We start from the raw sequence: 16265 nt of genomic DNA, 5'->3' as shown, positions 1-16265 counted from the left end.
AGAATTTACCTACATGCCTAAGGTTATGAGCACATAATCTAAGGTAAGCAAAATGATCATTTCAAATTTAAGTCATGAGACACTAGTTGCTAGAGTTGACAAGCTCGTGAGTGATATATTGAATCCTGAAAGTGGAATTAGTTTTCAACAAATAAGTGAGCAACTGACACTTTACTATCAGCCAATGACACAACTCTATAATGATGATTTAGAGTATGTTGATTCAATTAAATGGTTTATAGGTAGCTGTTATCTGGTTTGTGGTAGCTATTACCCTGATGAGGTCATTTGGGATGAAGCTATGACTTTTAATTTCTTACAAGCATTAAAACTTTATCAGAATGAATTTGGCACTGCCATTTCAGAGTTTGCTTTTCAAGAACAGCGTAATAGCCAGTCACTTAAAAATTATATGAATCATTTTCTAAACAAGTACGCACGTATACTTATTGTCAGAGTGGATCTCAAGATAAGGTCAAATTATGCACACCTTGTAGATATAGAAACGTTTCAGGACTACATGAGTCAGTTATTAGAACAAATTCAAAAGGACAGAGAAAAAACAAAAAAACAAAATACTTTGTCTCGTAATGATAAAGGCTGTTTTGAGGACTTAAGAGGTTATGCTTGGGCGATTGAACAAGGGGTTATTAATGGTGGTCTTCATTGTCATCTGCTATTGATATATAACGGTGATAAGCGGCAAGCAGACTGGTTCATAGGTGAGAGAGTTGCTGAGTACTGGCTTCAAATAACTGGTAATTTAGGTTGGTATCATAATTGCAATACGCAAGACATTAAGGAGTTTCACAGAAGACAAGGGACGCTAGGTGTCGGTATGATTAGAAGGAATAGTGAATTAGATGTAAGAAATGCTCTTAATACTGCGCTCTATTTAACCAGACCTGATAAGTATGAACAACGTTTAAAAGCGTGGCCACCGAATATGCGTAGCTTTGGACGTGGAACTATGCCAAGGGCTTAATAATACTTATTCATAAAGGCTATATTAAAGAATTTTCAAATACATACTACATTCATGAGATCTAGCGTTAGTCACTTAACGCTTATCCAATAACGAAACTTATGAGCATCATTTAGGTCTGCAATAGCAGGCCTTTTTTATGCCCTAAATTTAAGGAGCTCTTATGAAACAAGTATGTCCACATTGTCAGTCAGCTGACGTATATGAGATGGATGGCTATAGCGATCCATTGAAAGATGGGATCGCATCCCCTGCAATACTTATTCCGTTAAGTATCAGCCTATGTCGGTCACTTAACATTAACCCTGGTATTGGCGTTGTAGTTGGTAGCGCCTTAGTCGCTGTCATTAAGCAAGTTCGACCAGAGCAATCATCAATCCCTTTATTAAACACATCACAATACCGATGTAATCATTGTTCGTACGTTTTTCATAGATTCAATTAATCAACTATTAAACTAACACGTTAGTTATCAATCACTTACTTAAGGAAATAATTTTATGGCACATTTAGTAGAAAGCATGGCATACGTTGGCGAAACCCCTTGGCATGGCTTAGGTAATCAGTTACCTAAAAACCAGCCACTTGAGGTGTGGGCTAAAAAAGCTGGTATGGATTGGCGTATTGAATCATCTGATGTCAGCTATATGGCAACTAATGACAGAGGTCAAAGCATCATCATGCCTTATGACAATAACAAAGTGCTTTATCGTAGTGATACCTTAGAGGCATTATCAGTGGTCAGCCAAAGGTATCAAGAGGTTCAGCCTGAGGAGATACTAGAGTTTTATCGTGACTTAACTGAGCAAGCAGACTTTGAGCTTGAAACAGCAGGAGTGCTTAAAGGTGGGCGCAAGCTATGGGCATTAGCCCGTACAGGCCAGTCAGCGACACTTAGAGGCGGTGATGTCAGTCATGGCTATCTGTTACTAGCAACCGCTTGTGATGGCACTCTAGCGACCACAGCGCAGTTCACCAATATTCGAGTGGTATGTAATAACACATTAGCCATTAGCCTAGCTGATGGTAGTGGTGGTGTAGTTAAAGTGCCACACAGTACTGCATTTGATGGAGAGAAGGTAAAACGTCAGTTGGGCGTGTCTGTGAGTCAATGGGATGAGTTTAACTATGAGATGAAGCAGTTAACCAATCGACGAGTTACCCAAGCAGAAGCTGCCAGTTACTTTAACCGTGTATTTAATGATACTGATGATGGCATCATTTCATTCAACACAGCCAAGCAACAAAAAGAGGCTGTGCCTAATGCACGAGCTATGAACCAAGTAATGAATATGTTCAACGGTCAAGGTCGGGGTGCAGATTTAGCCTCGGCTAAAGATACTGCTTATGGACTGCTATCAGCTATAACTGAATATGTGGATCATGAGCGAAGAGCCATGTCGCAAGATCATAGGCTTGATTCAGCTTGGTTTGGTGCAGGTGCCAACCTAAAAAATAAGGCTAAGCAAGAAGCGTTATGCTTAATAGCCTAACTTTACTCAACATACAACAACACTAAACCACGCCTTAGAGCGTGGTTTTTTATGCCTTTAATTTTAACAATCATTAAGGAGTCTACAATGACTACACTTGCATTAAATAATCAAAATGAGCTAACTAAAGCCCATGCTGTTAAAGCCAGCACAACTGCCAAAAGGTTGGTTAATACTAAAAACTTAAATCATGATGAATGGCTTAAGATTCGTAAGCAGGGCATAGGTAGTAGTGATGCCGCTGCTGCCTGTGGTATCCACCCATATTTATCTATGCTTGAGCTGTGGATGATTAAGACAGGTCGTATTGATTCAAATATGGATGAAGGTAGTGATGGCTACTCCCCACTTTACTGGGGTAATCAGTTAGAGCCTTTGGTTGCTAAGTATTACAGTGAAAATACAGGTAATAAGGTGCGCCGAGTCAATGCGGTCTTACAACACCCTGACCCTGATAAGCACTTTATGTTAGCTAACTTAGACTATGCGGTAGTTGGCACAGAGGAGGTGCAAGTACTTGAATGTAAGACAGCAGGAGAGCATGGCGCTAGGCTTTGGAAAGATGGCGTACCATTATACGTTGCTTGCCAAGTCCAACATCAATTGGCAGTGACAGGTAAACAGGCGGCTCATATCTGTGTTCTGCTATGTGGCCATGAAACAAAGCTATTCAAAGTTGAGCGTGATGAACGACTTATCGCCAGCATCATCGAGCATGAGCGTTTATTTTGGCAATACGTTGAATCAGATACACCACCCAATCCTGATCACAGCGCATCAGCAGCCAAAGCACTCAAGCTACTTTACCCAATACCTGAACCTGCCAGTAAGCTTGACTTGAGTGAAAATGAAGGTGCCAATAAGCTTTTTGAGGAGTTACTGAGTTATCGTGACTATATGAGCGAGCTTGAGCAGCGGCATGACCAGGTCAAGCATCAACTACAGGCATTAATCAAAGACAATGAAGTAGCTGTTTTTGATAAAGGCAGTATCTCGTGGAAGCGATCAAAAGACAGCACGACTCTTGATAGTAAGGCACTACTTAAAGCTAAACCTGAGCTTCTTAAGCAGTTTAGCCAAACCCGTCAAGGTAGCCGTCGTTTTTTGGTTAACATCGATAAGTAATAAAGTTAGTAAACATATAGCAAGCCCACCAATAAGGTGGGCTTTTTTATGGCGATAACTTTTATAAAACTGATGAAGAAACAACTAATTAATCCAAGGAGTACATCATGATTAAAGGTCTAATTATTACCCCACCAGTTTTGGGACGTATCAGTATAGGCGGTACGATTGAGAAAAATGGTAAACGCATACCAACTAAGGATGACCAGTTCACCATAACCAGTCAAGTACAAGGCAAAGAGGGCTGGATCAATCATCCGCTTGATGCCAAGTTTAGACAGCTAAGTGACGGTAAGCTACGCAAGATACCAGTACGTATGCTTTTTAATGAGCCTGAGTTAAACCTTAGAGCAGAGTACACGTTATTTGATCGTCAAACAGGTCGCCCTGTTTGCGTCGGTGATGGAGAGAGCTGTAAAAGGCGAACTCAGCAAGGCGTTGAAACGCATCCTTGTCCATCCCCTGAAATCTGCCCATTAGCCAAAGGAGGTGCATGTAAGCCTTATGGCAGGCTCTATGTCAATATAAGCGAAGACGACGAGCTAGGTAGTTTTGTGTTTAGAACCACAGGCTTTAATAGTATTCGCACATTGGCAGCTAGGCTTAATTACTTCTCAGCGGTGTCTAACAACAAGTTATCTTGCTTGCCACTGCAGCTAACTCTACGTGGTAAAAGCACGACGCAAAGCTATCGGACACCAATTTACTATGTAGATTTAACACTTGAGGATGGGGTTAGTATCTTACAAGCGGTTGAACAAGCACAGGCGATGGATAATGAGCTTAAAAGCTATGGCTTTAATCAACATGCCTTAGATGCTGCTGCTAAACAAGGCTATGGCAATTCAGAGCTAGGCTTCGCTGATGAAGATACTGTTGGTGTTGTTGATGAGTTTTATCCAGAAGAAAGCGATAGTAATGACTTTGAAGTGAAAACCCAAAGCAAGGTTCAGGATGTGGTTCAGTTTGCTGATATTGCAAACGGCTTAAGGCAGAGCGTGTCGAGTGTGAATTAACATCTGTCGCTTTTCAGAGCATAAGAAAGGAGCTGAACTTCAGCTCCTTTTTTTGTGTCATAGCGAAAAGCAGTATGAGATGCAGTAAAAAAATATAGGACTCGATAAGTATATGAGACGAAAAGCTCTCATTCACTTATAAGGAGCAAAACATGGAAAATCTAAGAACTACAAAGTCAGCAGTTGAGCAATGTAATCATATCCCACAGCTACTAAACATTAAGCATGTAATAGAGTACACAGGCTTAAGTCGCTCAAGCATATATGAAATGATCAATGAAGACTCTGATCGTTATGACCCAACCTTCCCCAAGAAAGTACAACTCAGCAAGGTTAGGGTAGCTTGGGTTGCCAGTGAAGTAGCTGAATGGATCAATAGCAAGATTAATCAGCGTATGGTATAGGCATCAAACCGTCTTGCTTAAGAGTGGGGCGGTTTATTTTTTTTGTGATTAGGTGAGTTTCTGGATAGTTTCCTATATGGCAAGATTATAGGAATGATTAAAAACCTGTTTTTTAGGTAATAGTATGTTTTTCAAATAGCCTAATTATAGACTCTTGAGGCAACTCAAAAGCCTATAAACTTGAGAAATGGGCAAACAGTAATATTGAGAGCGATTAAGAAATTAACAAAAAATAAGCAAGTTGCTAATGCAGGCTATACCGATAGTGAACCGCCTCAGGTTTTTCGGAGAAACGGCGTTCTGAGAGAGTATGAAAAAATAGGGACGGTTCAGACCTCACTTATATCAAGACTTTCCTATCAAGACTTTCCGGGGCTGGGTATATACCGCCTTCATCATTGACGTATTTGCCCGCTGTATTGTTGGCTGGAAGGTGTCTAATCGTATGAACACGGATATGGTGATGGCAGCGTTAAATCAAGCCATTGCAGACAGAAATAACCCAAAAGATGTGATTCATCATAGTGATCGCGGCGTTCAGTACTTATCCATTCGCTATACGGATAAGATGGCTGATTCTGGCGTTATTGCATCTGTTGATACAACCGGTGATTCATACGATAATGCGTTAGCTGAAACGGTTAATGGGCTTTATAAAACAGAGGTGATTGAATATTTAAAACCGCAGTGGCGGGATGCGTGTGATGTTGAATTAGCAACCCTTGAATGGGTCGATTGGTTTAACAAAACTCGCATTCATAGTACGATTGGTTATGTGTCGCCTTTTGAGTTTGAGAGACGATACTATGATAGCCTTAATGAGTCAGACAAAGCTGCCTGACTCAAGCAATCCACTCTCCGATATAGTCGGGGCGGTTCACTCACCTCACAGGGTTGAAGTGCTGCCTTTCATTCAAAATTTCAGGCAGCACCCTCATACATTTAAGCGTCGGTATGACCTGGTAGTTTACTAGCCAAAACATCTACTTTTTCAATAGACGGTGGCTCTGAAAATAGCTCATCGGCCTGAGCCATCAAAGCAGCTGCAACCTTGCCAGATAAATGTGCTTGGCGACCCGCCTCATCAGGGAATGCATCAAAAATACCAAATGTTGTAGGTCCAAGACGTAGGCCAAACCACGCAACTGTCGCAGGTTCTTCCATTACAATAGGTAAACCGGCTTTAAGGAAAGCTTCCACTTCGTCTTCTTTACCCGGTTTAGCTTCAAGACGGACATATAAAGCTGTTTTAAGCATGACTAAAACTCAACAATTATTAGAATCAAAACTGATTCTGACATATCTAATGTATGCATGTCAGAAAGTTTTGTTGTACAAAAGTTAAAAAAAATTTCCCATAGCTGAGCCAAAATCTGGGTTTTTATTTCGACATAATGCTATTGTTGCAGAATTGCACCATATTCCACATTGTCTTCTAACGCTTTTTCAATCGCTTGTGTCTGACCTTTGATCTTTCTGACCCGTAGAAGAATCTTTTTTTTGACTTCAACCTGATTAGGCATCAGACCTCCTTACTTGCTGTTGGTGGTGCAGAATATGAAAAACAAGGCGATAAAAAATGCTTAATACCATCTGTTGCAAAGATAGGTACTTTTTTTGATTAAAAAGCGAATAAGTTAGGTCGATTATAGATAAGCACGCTTACCAAACTACACTAAACGATTGTATAGAGATGATACTAGAATGGCATCATCTTAACTCTACATTGTTAGTGAAGCAGATATGAAGAATAACCAGTATTGTTATCCTAAAAAATTATACGGTAATCGTGTCATGGGTGCATTGGCAGTCAGCAGCCTATTATTCGTAGTTACTGGTTGTGACAGCACAATGAAGGGTACTAAGCCCACTGATAGCGTAGTTAATACCGCATCAAATCCAGAAAAATCATCCTTACCAGATAAAGCTAAAAGCAACGCTGACGCTCAAGCGGATAGCCCAGTTTATTTTATTGCTGCTGATGCTTCTGCGTCAACACCAGACGGCATCGAAAAAGTCACTACCGCCAACAATCAGTTTGCCATTGCCATGTACCGACAGATCAATGGACATACTGGGCAAGCAGATGACAACGTGTTTTTCTCGCCGTACAGCCTGTCCACTGCGATGGCAATGCTCTATGCCGCAGCAGAAGGGGAAACGAAAGCGCAAATTCAAAAGACCTTTTATTATCCCTCAATGGATATTCTCAATCCCAATAGCGCCGCGCTCTATAATCAATTTAACAAACCCAATCCTGATTATAAACTTGCTACGGTCAACGATTTATGGATGGAACAAGGGTTAACACCTACTAAATCCTACGTAGATACGGTACAACGTTATTACGGGGGTCAAGTGACTAACCTTGATTTTGAAAGCAATCCTAATCCTTCGCGCCTCATCATTAATAAAAAAATTGCTCAGCATACCAATCAATTGATTCCTGAGTTGCTACCAAAGGGCAGTATCAAGCCCATCACAGTTGCCGTATTAACCAACGCCGTTTACTTTAAGGGCGATTGGAAAACGCCATTCAATATTCAAAGCACCAGTGAGCAGCCTTTTTATAACCATGTGGGTACAAGTCCTAATATAAAAATGATGCATACACAGGCGGATTTTGGTTATAGCGAGGACAAACAGGTGCAGGTCGTGCAATTGCCTTATAAGGGTGATGACTTATCTATGCTGGTGATATTACCAAAATCTAAAGACAAGACAGCCATGCAGCAGCTGGTGCGTGATTTAAGCGCTGATAAGATTAAAGAGTGGAATAAAGACTTAATTACGCAAGAAGTGAACCTTCACTTACCAAAGTTCAAGCTTAAAGAACGCTACGACATGAAAGATATGCTGTCAGATATGGGCATGCCCATTGCTTTTAATCAAGACAAGGCTACTTTCAAACTGTTTGATCAGCCTTTATCTACATGGATAGATGAGATCTATCATCAGGCGGTGGTCATCGTCGATGAAAAAGGCACCGAAGCAGCGGCAGCGACTGGCATTGTAGTATCTACTGAATCTGCCTCTGCTCCACCACCTGTTTTTAAAGCCGATCACCCGTTTCTTTTTATGATTAAAGACAATAAAACCGATGCGATATTGTTTTTGGGTCAGGTGAATAAGCCTTAAGAGAGCGAATAATGAAACCAAAATTTAAATGGTATATGGTGCCGATATTGTTGATATCCTTTATAGCCTGCGATCCTGTCATTGAAATGACGAATACTAATCATAATGCCCAAACTATTAAAGTGGAAGATGAGAGTGCTGCCAACAAACCTACTGAAAACGAAGCACCCACGCGCAAGCAGCAAACGGTGTATGTGACTGCCCTTGATGTTGATTCGGATATGGGTGATGCCACTGCGGCTCATGGGGTATTGAACACAAAGAATAGCTGTTTATATATGGATGACCTCTTACTCGTTGTAAGTAGCCCACATATTACCTGGACTCAAGACCCTTTTACGATATCCGATATGTAAGCATCCGACCATCCCATCTTTTTTTCTATTAAAAAATGCGAGATAGTGTCCATGAACAAATAATCGTGGACACTAACATGACAACACAATCTCCTAATACACCCAAACGAAGAACTTACAGCGCCGAGTTTAAAGCGCTTTTAGTAAAAGAAGCGACAGACTCAGATCGATCAATTGCCAGTATCGCCCTAGAGCATGGCATTAACCAAAACCTTCTACATAACTGGAAACGCCAGTATCAGCGGGCACATGCTCAAGCTGATACATTACCTGGCGCTATAAACAGGTCTCATGATCCAAACCCGCACTTTATCCCAATCCATCTTGAGCCTGAAGGTGCGCATTTACGCTCACCCTCCGTCATAAAGAACATCAAACTGCAAATCACAGCTCGAGCATCTGGGGCGATAAGCCTCAACATTGCCCAAATAGACACCCAAAGTTTGATTGACCTACTACGAGGGCTGCAATGATACCCATCACTCACATCTGGCTATCCACCACGCCCATGGACATACGATGTGGTAGTGGCAAACTACTGGCCCACATCCTCACCGAGCACCAAAGCATTCGCCCTCACTGTGCCTACCTGTTTTACAACAAAGCAGGCACACGCCTAAAAGTATTCATTCATGATGGGCTTGGGGTATGGCTTTGTAGCCGTCAGCTTGATGACAATAAATTTCATGGCTTAACCAAGCAGCTCACCACCACTCAAACTGGCATCAGCATCAACCGTGAACAATTTAATGCCTTAATCAGTGGACTGCCTTGGCGTAACATGGGCAAAGATAAATTAACCCCCATCCTATAAATAGCAGATGACAGGCAAATAAAACTCTGGCAACATATCGCCATGACTGTTGCCAACTTATCCGACTTATCAAAAGACCCCACTTACGCCGAGCTTCTGGTGAAAATCCACCTGCTTGAACAGCGTAATGAGCACCTGCAGCAACAGCTTGTTCAAACGAACACAAGTCACGATCAACTACAGCAGCTTTTTAACCAAGTGGTTGAAGAAAACCACAAGCTGTATGAACAAGTGCTTGAACTCATCGAAAAACAAAAGCGGCTTATTCACCGGCTCTATGGACAAAAAAGCGAAGGCATCACTGACAGACAAACCCACTTAAATTATGAGGCCGCGCAAGAGGACTTAGCGCAGCTTGAACAAATCCGAGATGACTACCTTAGCGGCTTAAGCCAAGATGAGCTTGCCAAGCTGCCTGCGATTGATCGTACTCAGGCAGAAACCCTCATTAATGAGGGTGAGCTTAAAGCCGCCAAAGAGATCACAGGTCAGCTGCCAGCTTCAGCTACTGATCAGCCTAAAAAAACAAAGCGTGCCAAATACACAGTGATTCCTGACAACCTTGAGGTCAAAACCCAGGTTCATGAACCACTTACCACCGTCTGTGACTGCGGCTGTCAAATGAAGCGAATTGGGGAGGATAAACAAGACAAACTTGGCATTATCCCTAAGCAGTTTTATATTGAGCGTCACATCTACCCTAAATGGGTATGCCGTGAGTGTGACATCATTCATCAAGCGGCTACCCCCAAGCAGATTATTAACAAAAGCATCGCCACCCCAGAGCTGCTTGCACACATCCTTATTAGCAAGTATGCAGACCATCAGCCGCTATATCGGCAGAATATTATCTATCAGCGAAGTGGGGTAAATATCCCCGATGCTACTATGGCAGATTGGGTGGGACGCTGCGGCGTCGCCCTTGAGCCTTTAGTCAGTCGCTTGCATGAACTATTACTGTCTGAGCCTATCTTACATGCCGATGAAACCCCGGTATCTATCATGAAGAACCATGTAAAGGTAGGTGGTAAATCATTAAAAAAAGGCTATGTCTGGGCGTATCTTACGCCACAGCACAGCTCTTTAAAAGCGGTGGTCTATGACTTTGCTGAAAGTCGTCGTAATGAGCACCCTAAAGCCTTTTTAGATAAGTGGCGTGGTCAGCTGGTTTGCGATGATTACAGCGGATATAAGTTCTTATTTCATCAAGGTGTGACTGAAATCGGTTGTCTGGCCCATGCACGGCGTAAATTTCATGAACTGCATATCACTGGGCAAAGTATCGTGAGCATTGAGGCATTAACGTTATTTAGGCAGTTGTATGCCATTGAACGTGAGATTGATGAGCGATTTGAAAAAAATACACCCCCAATACCAAGAGATCCCCAAATAGTTCGGAAAATCAGGCAAAAAAAAGCCAAACCAATTGCCGATAAGCTGCACCAATGGTTACAAGAAAAAAGACAGTTAACCACTAAAAATGCCAGTATTAGTAAGGCGATGGATTATTGCCTGAAACGTTGGCAGGCGCTGACTCAGTATCTAGATGATGGCAGGCTGCCGATTGATAATAATTGGGCGGAGAATCAGATGCGTCCGTGGGCACTTGGGCGTAAAAACTGGTTGTTTGCCGGTTCGCTGCGAAGTGGGCAGCGTGCTGCGAATATTATGTCAATCATTCAGTCAGCTCGCTTAAATGGCTTGGATGTGTCTGCTTATTTGACAGACGTGCTAAGACGCCTGCCTACTCAAGAGGATCTGGATGAGTTGTTAGCTCATCGCTGGGTGCCACCGCAATAGGGGTTGGTCGGATGCTTACTATTGACAGTGGTGGGCGAGCGTATACTTTTAGATGCTTACTATCACTCAAGAATAGCAATCGACAGATATTGAACATTTCGATATAGGAATAAGAGGTTTTGAAATAAGAACAGTAAAACAAAGAGCAGTTACTGCAGTTGAAGGGGTAGGTAAAAAATCACATTAATTATCTGTGCAATCTGTCCTTTTAAGGTAAAGGTACCAGCGAAGACTATAGCGCTGATACCAGGTATCACCATTTTTTCATAATCAATTTCTTAGCTTGCCATACCTCTATATATAGCCGTCTATTCGAGCTCTTCAATAAGCGCTTGCATCTCAGCGATTTCACGCTTTTGCGCTTTAATAATATCGTCAGCGAGCTGTTGTACTCTAGGGTCTTCAATATCTGCTCTTGAGCTCGTCAAAATGGCAATCGAGTGATGAGGTATCATGGCTTGCATCCAATCGACTTGATCAACCGTTGCTTGGGAACGCACACCCCAAATACCTACAGCAAACATTACTACACTTATTCCATAAACCAGTAGATTTACCTTGGTCTTCTTATACATATTACCCATAAAGGCCAGCATAATGACGGCCATACCGGCACCCATGTAGAGCGCCATATAAGCTCGGGTCTCACTAAAATAAACATGATCCAATTGATAGGTATTAAAATACATCATGATAAACATTACAATCGTAGACGTCAGAATCATCAAAGTGAACTTCACATAAGGATTCATGCCCTGTTGATGGCTTTGATGATTCATGCTGTTTTGATCAGAAGTATTCATAATATATCTCCTATAATTTTGACAATGTTAGAACCAGAATTTAACACCGGCAGTCAAACTACTGCTATCAACCGATTCATTTTCTTGACGCCGCTGGCCACGCGCACTGCCAAGAGCCGTCTCATAGCTCACACCGACGTAAGGTGCCAGTTGACGACCTAAGGTTTCATAAGTCAGTCTAACTTCAGTCTCTAATTCATTAAATACCTTGGTGATATGATTGTCAATATCGTCTTTACTAAAAGCTGACAGACCAACTTCCGGTATCACAACCCAGTGCTGACTCAAACGCCATTCATATTCTGCACCAAGATCAAGCCTAACTTGACCATCGGTGTAGAGATATGCTCTAGCATCTGTTTCAATAAAGTAAGGCATTGTGCCGACAATACCGGCCATAATGGCAGGCTTATCATTCTTGGTATCATAGGCGACCCCTGCTTCGCCATTCCAAAAAATACTTAGCGGCTTCCAGTAAGACAATGAGGTCAGACTATCAATGTCTTTCTCATCTTTGGTCTGAACACTACCTTCACTACGTAAAGATAGACGGCGCTCATCTAGGCCATACCAAGCACTAACCTCATAATTAATCTGATCGTCATCAAACTGATAGCCTAAATCGTCTACAGAAACGCCCCATAATGGCATATCACCCATCATCATAGGCTGACCATAGCGTCCATAGGGAACACCGTTTGAATAGTCAGGACTGCGAGCATCAGCTGGAGCTTTACGAGGGGCATGTGATTTGTTGCAGATATAAAAAGATAGTACTTCACGAAGTGACAGTTTGAGGGTCTAATAAACGCAAACACCTAAAATAGTCTGTTATAAGTGGTTCTACTATAACGGTCTATTTTAGGTGGTCTATTAAGGTTGTATAAGGCGTTTTTAGGTGGTTCCGCTAGGGTATACTCATGTAGAACTGCATGTAATAACACTAATTTGGACTTTGATAATGAAAAAGGATAAACCATACATTGTTGTGGTTTAATATTGTTGTAACAACGGTAACTTTACTTATTTAATAGAAGAAAAAACAAAATCAATTAGCGATGTTTAAACTGGTATTCATTGATGGTCACTTTAATTAGATATAAAGTAAGTAAACAAAAAGTCAGTAAGGTAATTGATAACGTGTCTAAACGAACCATAAGTATGTTGGCTAAAGAACTGAGTGTAAATGTCGAAACAATTCGCTTTTATGAACGCAAAGGCTTAATTAAACAACCACCAAAGCCTATGCAGGGCTATAGACATTACCCGAAAGAAACGGTAAATAGAATACATTTTATCAAGCGTTCTCAAGAATTAGGTTTTACGCTAAATGAGATTGAAGGGTTACTTGCGTTAAACGATAGTCCATGTAGTAAAGTACAAGAATTAGCTAATAAAAAACTGATCGCAGTACAAAAAAAGATGGCTGACTTGTTGTTGTTAGAACACGCTTTGGAAGAACATTTAGGACAATGCCAAAATAATGATGACGATAGCCACTGCCCAATAATTGATTCGTTGCAACCGAAGTAAATGATTCACTTAACTACCATTTCCCACTAAAACAGCATATCCAATTTTACTTCTGCGCCTTAATTCAAGTTAGCTTATTCCCCGTATCTGTCGTAGCAGATTATCAAAGATAAATTTTTTATAAATCACCCTTGACTCCGTACTTAGGTACATGCAATACACTTGCATTATCTAATGAGGTATCTATATGAATCAAAAAGAATCAAACCTTCCAATGATAGGAGGCATCATAGCAGCATTAGGCGCAGGCGTATGCTGTGTAGGTCCTTTGCTCCTGTTATTACTTGGGGTAAGTGGCTCATGGATTGGTAATTTAACTGCATTTGAACCCTATAGGCCATTATTTATCGCATTTGTAGTGTTGTTGTTTGGTTACTCAGGTTGGAAAATTTACCGTCCTGTAGAAGAGTGTGAGCCGGGAACGGCCTGTGCAATTCCTAAGAAACAGCAACAACGAAAAGTCATTTTCTGGCTGAGCGCTATAGTTGCGACAATTTTAGTGACCAGTAATTATTGGATACTTTTGTTTGCTTAATATACAGATCAAGAAATTTATAACATTTTAAAATTTGGAGCTAATTATGAAAAAATTATTATTAACCGCACTGCTTTCACTTTCTAGTTTTGGTGCTTTTGCTGAAGTAAAAACAGTTACACTGGAAGTGCCAACGATGAACTGTGCGACATGTCCAATCACAGTTAAAAAGTCATTAGAAAATGTTGATGGCGTTGAAAATGCGAAAGTTACCTACAAGCCTAAGCTAGCTGTTGTTTCTTTTGATGACACTAAAACCAACATCAATGCATTAATTGCAGCGACTACCAACGCTGGCTACCCTTCAAATTTAAAAAGTGAAAATAAGTAATATTTAGCCCCTTAGAACTAGTTACGCGTATCGGAGATAAAGCAGGCTCTATAGGTGCACTTGTTTCGGCAATGGGATGCGCCATGTGTTTTCCCGCGATAGCTAGTCTTGGTGCGGCAATTGGGATGGGATTTCTTAGTCAGTGGGAAGGGGTATTTATCAATACGTTGTTACCACTGTTTGCAGTATTAGCGCTGGCAATGAATATCTTAGGCTGGTTTAGCCATCGTCAATGGCACCGTAGTTTTATCGGTTCAATTGGCCCCATTTTGGTTTTACTCTCTTTATACCCTTGGTTCCAGTACGGGTGGAGTTCATACGTTACTTATACGGGGCTAGGACTAATGGTTGCTGTATCAATTTGGGACATGGTTTCTCCTGCGAATAAACGCTGTGATGATGAAACTTGTACCGCTTAACTTTTTAAGAGGAATAAAATATGTCAACGAATAGTTGTTGCTCGCCAAATGACATCCAGCCAGAACAATTACATGTAGCCATTATTGGTAGTGGTTCAGGGGCCTTTGCCAGTGCGATTAAAGCAGCAGAAGGCGGAGCAAGAGTTACTATCATTGAAGGAGCCGATGTAATCGGAGGTTGCTGTGTAAATGTCGGCTGTGTTCCTTCAAAAATATTGATCCGTGCTGCGCAATTAGCGCATCAGCAACGTACTAACCCGTTTGATGGTTTAGAAAATATTCAGCCACAACTTAGCCGCTCCTTATTAGCACATCAGCAAAACGCTCGCGTCGAAGAACTACGCGATGCTAAATATCAACGTATTTTAGAGAGTAATCCCGCGCTATCTTTACTTAAAGGTTATGCACGTTTTAAAAATCAAAATACCTTGCTAGTTCACAAGTCTGATGGTAGTGAAGAAGAGCTGGTTGCAGATCGCATTTTAATTGCAACAGGCTCTACACCAAGCATTCCACCAATTAAGGGTTTAGTTGATACACCTTATTGGACATCAACAGAAGCCTTATTTGCAGAAGAGTTACCGAGTAGTCTAGTTGTCATCGGCTCCTCCGTTGTTGCTCTGGAAATTGCGCAAGCTTATGCCCGTTTAGGTAGCCGTGTGACAATTCTAGCCAGACATACCCTTTTATATGCTGAAGATCCGTTATTAGGTGAAAAACTGGCAGAGTGCTTTGAAAAAGAAGGTATTAGGGTACTTAATAATACGCAAGCAAGTCATGTTTCTTATGATAGCAATGGTTTTTCATTGGAAACTAACGAAGGAACATTAATCGCTGAAAAATTGCTTATCTCTACGGGTCGCCATGCAAATACTGGAAAGCTTGGTTTAGAAAATGTTGGTGTTGAAACAGATAAAAGTGGTGCCATTGTTGTTAATAGTATGATGGAAACATCAACAGCTAACATTTATGCCGCTGGAGATTGCTCCAATATGCCACAATTTGTTTATGTTGCTGCTGCTGCCGGAAGTAGGGCTGGAATTAATATGACAGGTGGAAATGCGCAACTCGACTTATCTACCATGCCTGCTGTTATATTCACCGACCCACAAGTTGCTACGGTAGGTCTAACCGAAGTACAAGCTTCAGCGGTAGGAATAAATACGATAAGTCGTGTACTTGATATGGAAAACGTACCAAGAGCTTTAGCAAATTTTGAAACGGATGGTTTTATCAAGTTGGTAGCTGAAGAATCCACGGGAAAACTGATAGGCGCACAAATTTTAGCCCATGAAGGCGGAGAACTGATTCAAAGTGCGGCTCTTGCTATTCATAATAAAATGACAGTCGAAGAATTGGCAGGTCAACTATTTCCGTATTTGACGATGGTTGAAGGATTGAAGTTATGCGCTCAAACCTTTAGCAAAGACGTTAAAGAGCTATCTTGCTGCGCAGGGTAATCATTTAACGGTAATGTACTTACAGAAATGTTAATGGAGTGCCATTAATAGCT

The 16265-nt window shown here is 41.3% G+C and carries 17 protein-coding genes and 3 pseudogenes; 16 read left to right on the top strand and 4 right to left on the bottom strand.

From position 1 onward, the window contains the following. The first annotated feature begins 52 nt into the window (after positions 1–52). The 6 genes and pseudogenes from A1232T_RS04225 to A1232T_RS04200 all read left to right on the top strand — a co-directional run. Positions 53–985, top strand: a complete 933-nt coding sequence (locus tag A1232T_RS04225; RefSeq protein WP_077448201.1) for a YagK/YfjJ domain-containing protein — start codon at positions 53–55, stop codon at positions 983–985. A gap of 500 nt (positions 986–1485) precedes the next feature. Then, complete coding sequence (locus A1232T_RS04220) at positions 1486–2478, top strand: DUF932 domain-containing protein (protein WP_077448200.1); 993 nt, start codon at positions 1486–1488, stop codon at positions 2476–2478. 87 nt (positions 2479–2565) lie between these two features. After that, entirely contained in the window at positions 2566–3603 is a 1038-nt protein-coding gene (locus A1232T_RS04215) for a YqaJ viral recombinase family nuclease (protein ID WP_095532725.1), read from the top strand. Between the two features lie 107 nt (positions 3604–3710). Further along, positions 3711–4619, top strand: a complete 909-nt coding sequence (locus tag A1232T_RS04210; protein ID WP_077448198.1) for a recombination directionality factor — start codon at positions 3711–3713, stop codon at positions 4617–4619. A gap of 152 nt (positions 4620–4771) precedes the next feature. Further along, entirely contained in the window at positions 4772–5023 is a 252-nt protein-coding gene (locus tag A1232T_RS04205; RefSeq protein ID WP_077448197.1) for a helix-turn-helix transcriptional regulator, read from the top strand. 358 nt (positions 5024–5381) lie between these two features. Beyond that, positions 5382–5864: pseudogene (locus A1232T_RS04200) on the top strand (IS3 family transposase); the annotation flags it as partial. A 101-nt stretch (positions 5865–5965) separates the two neighbouring features. On the opposite strand, the gene A1232T_RS04195 reads toward A1232T_RS04200, so the two are convergent. Together A1232T_RS04195 and A1232T_RS13680 are read right to left on the bottom strand one after the other, a co-directional pair. Beyond that, entirely contained in the window at positions 5966–6280 is a 315-nt protein-coding gene (locus A1232T_RS04195) for a putative quinol monooxygenase (RefSeq protein WP_077448195.1), read from the bottom strand. 143 nt (positions 6281–6423) lie between these two features. Then, positions 6424–6546: pseudogene (locus tag A1232T_RS13680) on the bottom strand (metal-sensing transcriptional repressor); the annotation flags it as partial. A 220-nt stretch (positions 6547–6766) separates the two neighbouring features. Here A1232T_RS13680 and A1232T_RS04185 point away from each other — a divergent pair. From A1232T_RS04185 to tnpC, 5 genes are all read left to right on the top strand, one after another. Further along, the gene (locus tag A1232T_RS04185) at positions 6767–8161 is read left to right on the top strand and encodes a serpin family protein (RefSeq protein ID WP_077448194.1); all 1395 of its coding nucleotides are present in this window, start codon (positions 6767–6769) and stop codon (positions 8159–8161) included. Between the two features lie 86 nt (positions 8162–8247). Continuing rightward, entirely contained in the window at positions 8248–8517 is a 270-nt protein-coding gene (locus tag A1232T_RS04180; protein WP_143513946.1) for a hypothetical protein, read from the top strand. Between the two features lie 77 nt (positions 8518–8594). Beyond that, positions 8595–8990 carry a transposase gene (locus A1232T_RS04175; protein WP_167367034.1) on the top strand — a complete coding sequence of 132 codons (396 nt, stop codon included), beginning with the start codon at positions 8595–8597 and terminating at the stop codon, positions 8988–8990. After that, positions 8987–9331, top strand: coding sequence for an IS66 family insertion sequence element accessory protein TnpB (tnpB, locus tag A1232T_RS04170; RefSeq protein ID WP_077448191.1), 345 nt, complete (start codon positions 8987–8989; stop codon positions 9329–9331). The genes A1232T_RS04175 and tnpB overlap by 4 nt, the downstream gene beginning before the upstream one ends. 42 nt (positions 9332–9373) lie before the next feature. Beyond that, on the top strand, positions 9374–11131 hold the full coding sequence (tnpC, locus tag A1232T_RS04165; protein ID WP_077448190.1) for an IS66 family transposase: 1758 nt from the start codon (positions 9374–9376) through the stop codon (positions 11129–11131). A 308-nt stretch (positions 11132–11439) separates the two neighbouring features. On the opposite strand, the gene A1232T_RS04160 is transcribed toward tnpC, so the two are convergent. Together A1232T_RS04160 and A1232T_RS04155 are read right to left on the bottom strand one after the other, a co-directional pair. Continuing rightward, positions 11440–11934 carry a DUF305 domain-containing protein gene (locus A1232T_RS04160; RefSeq protein WP_060492335.1) on the bottom strand — a complete coding sequence of 165 codons (495 nt, stop codon included), beginning with the start codon at positions 11932–11934 and terminating at the stop codon, positions 11440–11442. A 27-nt stretch (positions 11935–11961) separates the two neighbouring features. Continuing rightward, the gene (locus tag A1232T_RS04155; RefSeq protein ID WP_244152367.1) at positions 11962–12600 is read right to left on the bottom strand and encodes a copper resistance protein B; all 639 of its coding nucleotides are present in this window, start codon (positions 12598–12600) and stop codon (positions 11962–11964) included. Between the two features lie 474 nt (positions 12601–13074). Here A1232T_RS04155 and merR point away from each other — a divergent pair, with 474 nt between their 5' ends. From merR to merA, 5 genes and pseudogenes are all read left to right on the top strand, one after another. Further along, positions 13075–13467, top strand: a complete 393-nt coding sequence (gene merR / locus A1232T_RS04150) for an Hg(II)-responsive transcriptional regulator (RefSeq protein ID WP_286130766.1) — start codon at positions 13075–13077, stop codon at positions 13465–13467. 187 nt (positions 13468–13654) lie between these two features. Further along, positions 13655–14002 (top strand): mercuric transporter MerT family protein, encoded by a 348-nt coding sequence (locus tag A1232T_RS04145; RefSeq protein ID WP_016899520.1) that lies wholly within the window; start codon positions 13655–13657, stop codon positions 14000–14002. Between the two features lie 46 nt (positions 14003–14048). Beyond that, a complete protein-coding gene (merP, locus tag A1232T_RS04140; RefSeq protein ID WP_008110847.1) occupies positions 14049–14333 on the top strand; it encodes a mercury resistance system periplasmic binding protein MerP in 285 nt (94 codons plus the stop codon). Next, positions 14333–14752 (top strand): organomercurial transporter MerC, encoded by a 420-nt coding sequence (gene merC, locus A1232T_RS04135; RefSeq protein WP_008467331.1) that lies wholly within the window; start codon positions 14333–14335, stop codon positions 14750–14752. The genes merP and merC overlap by 1 nt, the downstream gene beginning before the upstream one ends. Before the next feature lie 68 nt (positions 14753–14820). Then, a pseudogene (merA, locus tag A1232T_RS04130) lies at positions 14821–16212 on the top strand (mercury(II) reductase); the annotation flags it as partial. Positions 16213–16265: the final 53 nt, after the last annotated feature.

The sequence above is a fragment of the Psychrobacter pasteurii genome (assembly GCF_900162815.1).
Lineage (GTDB): Bacteria > Pseudomonadota > Gammaproteobacteria > Pseudomonadales > Moraxellaceae > Psychrobacter > Psychrobacter pasteurii.
Note: the sequence above shows the minus strand (reverse complement) of the source record. Positions and strands in the feature narration are given on the sequence as shown.

Excerpts from the sequence above, each read along its gene's own strand:
- A1232T_RS04215 (WP_095532725.1), top strand. The coding sequence starts at position 2,566 with ATGACTACACTTGCATTAAATAATCAAAATGAGCTAACTAAAGCCCAT.
- A1232T_RS04145 (WP_016899520.1), top strand. The coding sequence starts at position 13,655 with ATGAATCAAAAAGAATCAAACCTTCCAATGATAGGAGGCATCATAGCA.
- A1232T_RS04185 (WP_077448194.1), top strand. The coding sequence starts at position 6,767 with ATGAAGAATAACCAGTATTGTTATCCTAAAAAATTATACGGTAATCGT.
- A1232T_RS04160 (WP_060492335.1), bottom strand. The coding sequence starts at position 11,934 with ATGAATACTTCTGATCAAAACAGCATGAATCATCAAAGCCATCAACAG.
- A1232T_RS04155 (WP_244152367.1), bottom strand. The coding sequence starts at position 12,600 with ATGATGATGGGTGATATGCCATTATGGGGCGTTTCTGTAGACGATTTA.
- tnpC (WP_077448190.1), top strand. The coding sequence starts at position 9,374 with ATGACTGTTGCCAACTTATCCGACTTATCAAAAGACCCCACTTACGCC.
- A1232T_RS04220 (WP_077448200.1), top strand. The coding sequence starts at position 1,486 with ATGGCACATTTAGTAGAAAGCATGGCATACGTTGGCGAAACCCCTTGG.
- A1232T_RS04210 (WP_077448198.1), top strand. The coding sequence starts at position 3,711 with ATGATTAAAGGTCTAATTATTACCCCACCAGTTTTGGGACGTATCAGT.
- A1232T_RS04175 (WP_167367034.1), top strand. The coding sequence starts at position 8,595 with ATGACAACACAATCTCCTAATACACCCAAACGAAGAACTTACAGCGCC.
- A1232T_RS04180 (WP_143513946.1), top strand. The coding sequence starts at position 8,248 with ATGACGAATACTAATCATAATGCCCAAACTATTAAAGTGGAAGATGAG.
- A1232T_RS04195 (WP_077448195.1), bottom strand. The coding sequence starts at position 6,280 with ATGCTTAAAACAGCTTTATATGTCCGTCTTGAAGCTAAACCGGGTAAA.
- tnpB (WP_077448191.1), top strand. The coding sequence starts at position 8,987 with ATGATACCCATCACTCACATCTGGCTATCCACCACGCCCATGGACATA.
- A1232T_RS04205 (WP_077448197.1), top strand. The coding sequence starts at position 4,772 with ATGGAAAATCTAAGAACTACAAAGTCAGCAGTTGAGCAATGTAATCAT.
- A1232T_RS04225 (WP_077448201.1), top strand. The coding sequence starts at position 53 with ATGATCATTTCAAATTTAAGTCATGAGACACTAGTTGCTAGAGTTGAC.
- merP (WP_008110847.1), top strand. The coding sequence starts at position 14,049 with ATGAAAAAATTATTATTAACCGCACTGCTTTCACTTTCTAGTTTTGGT.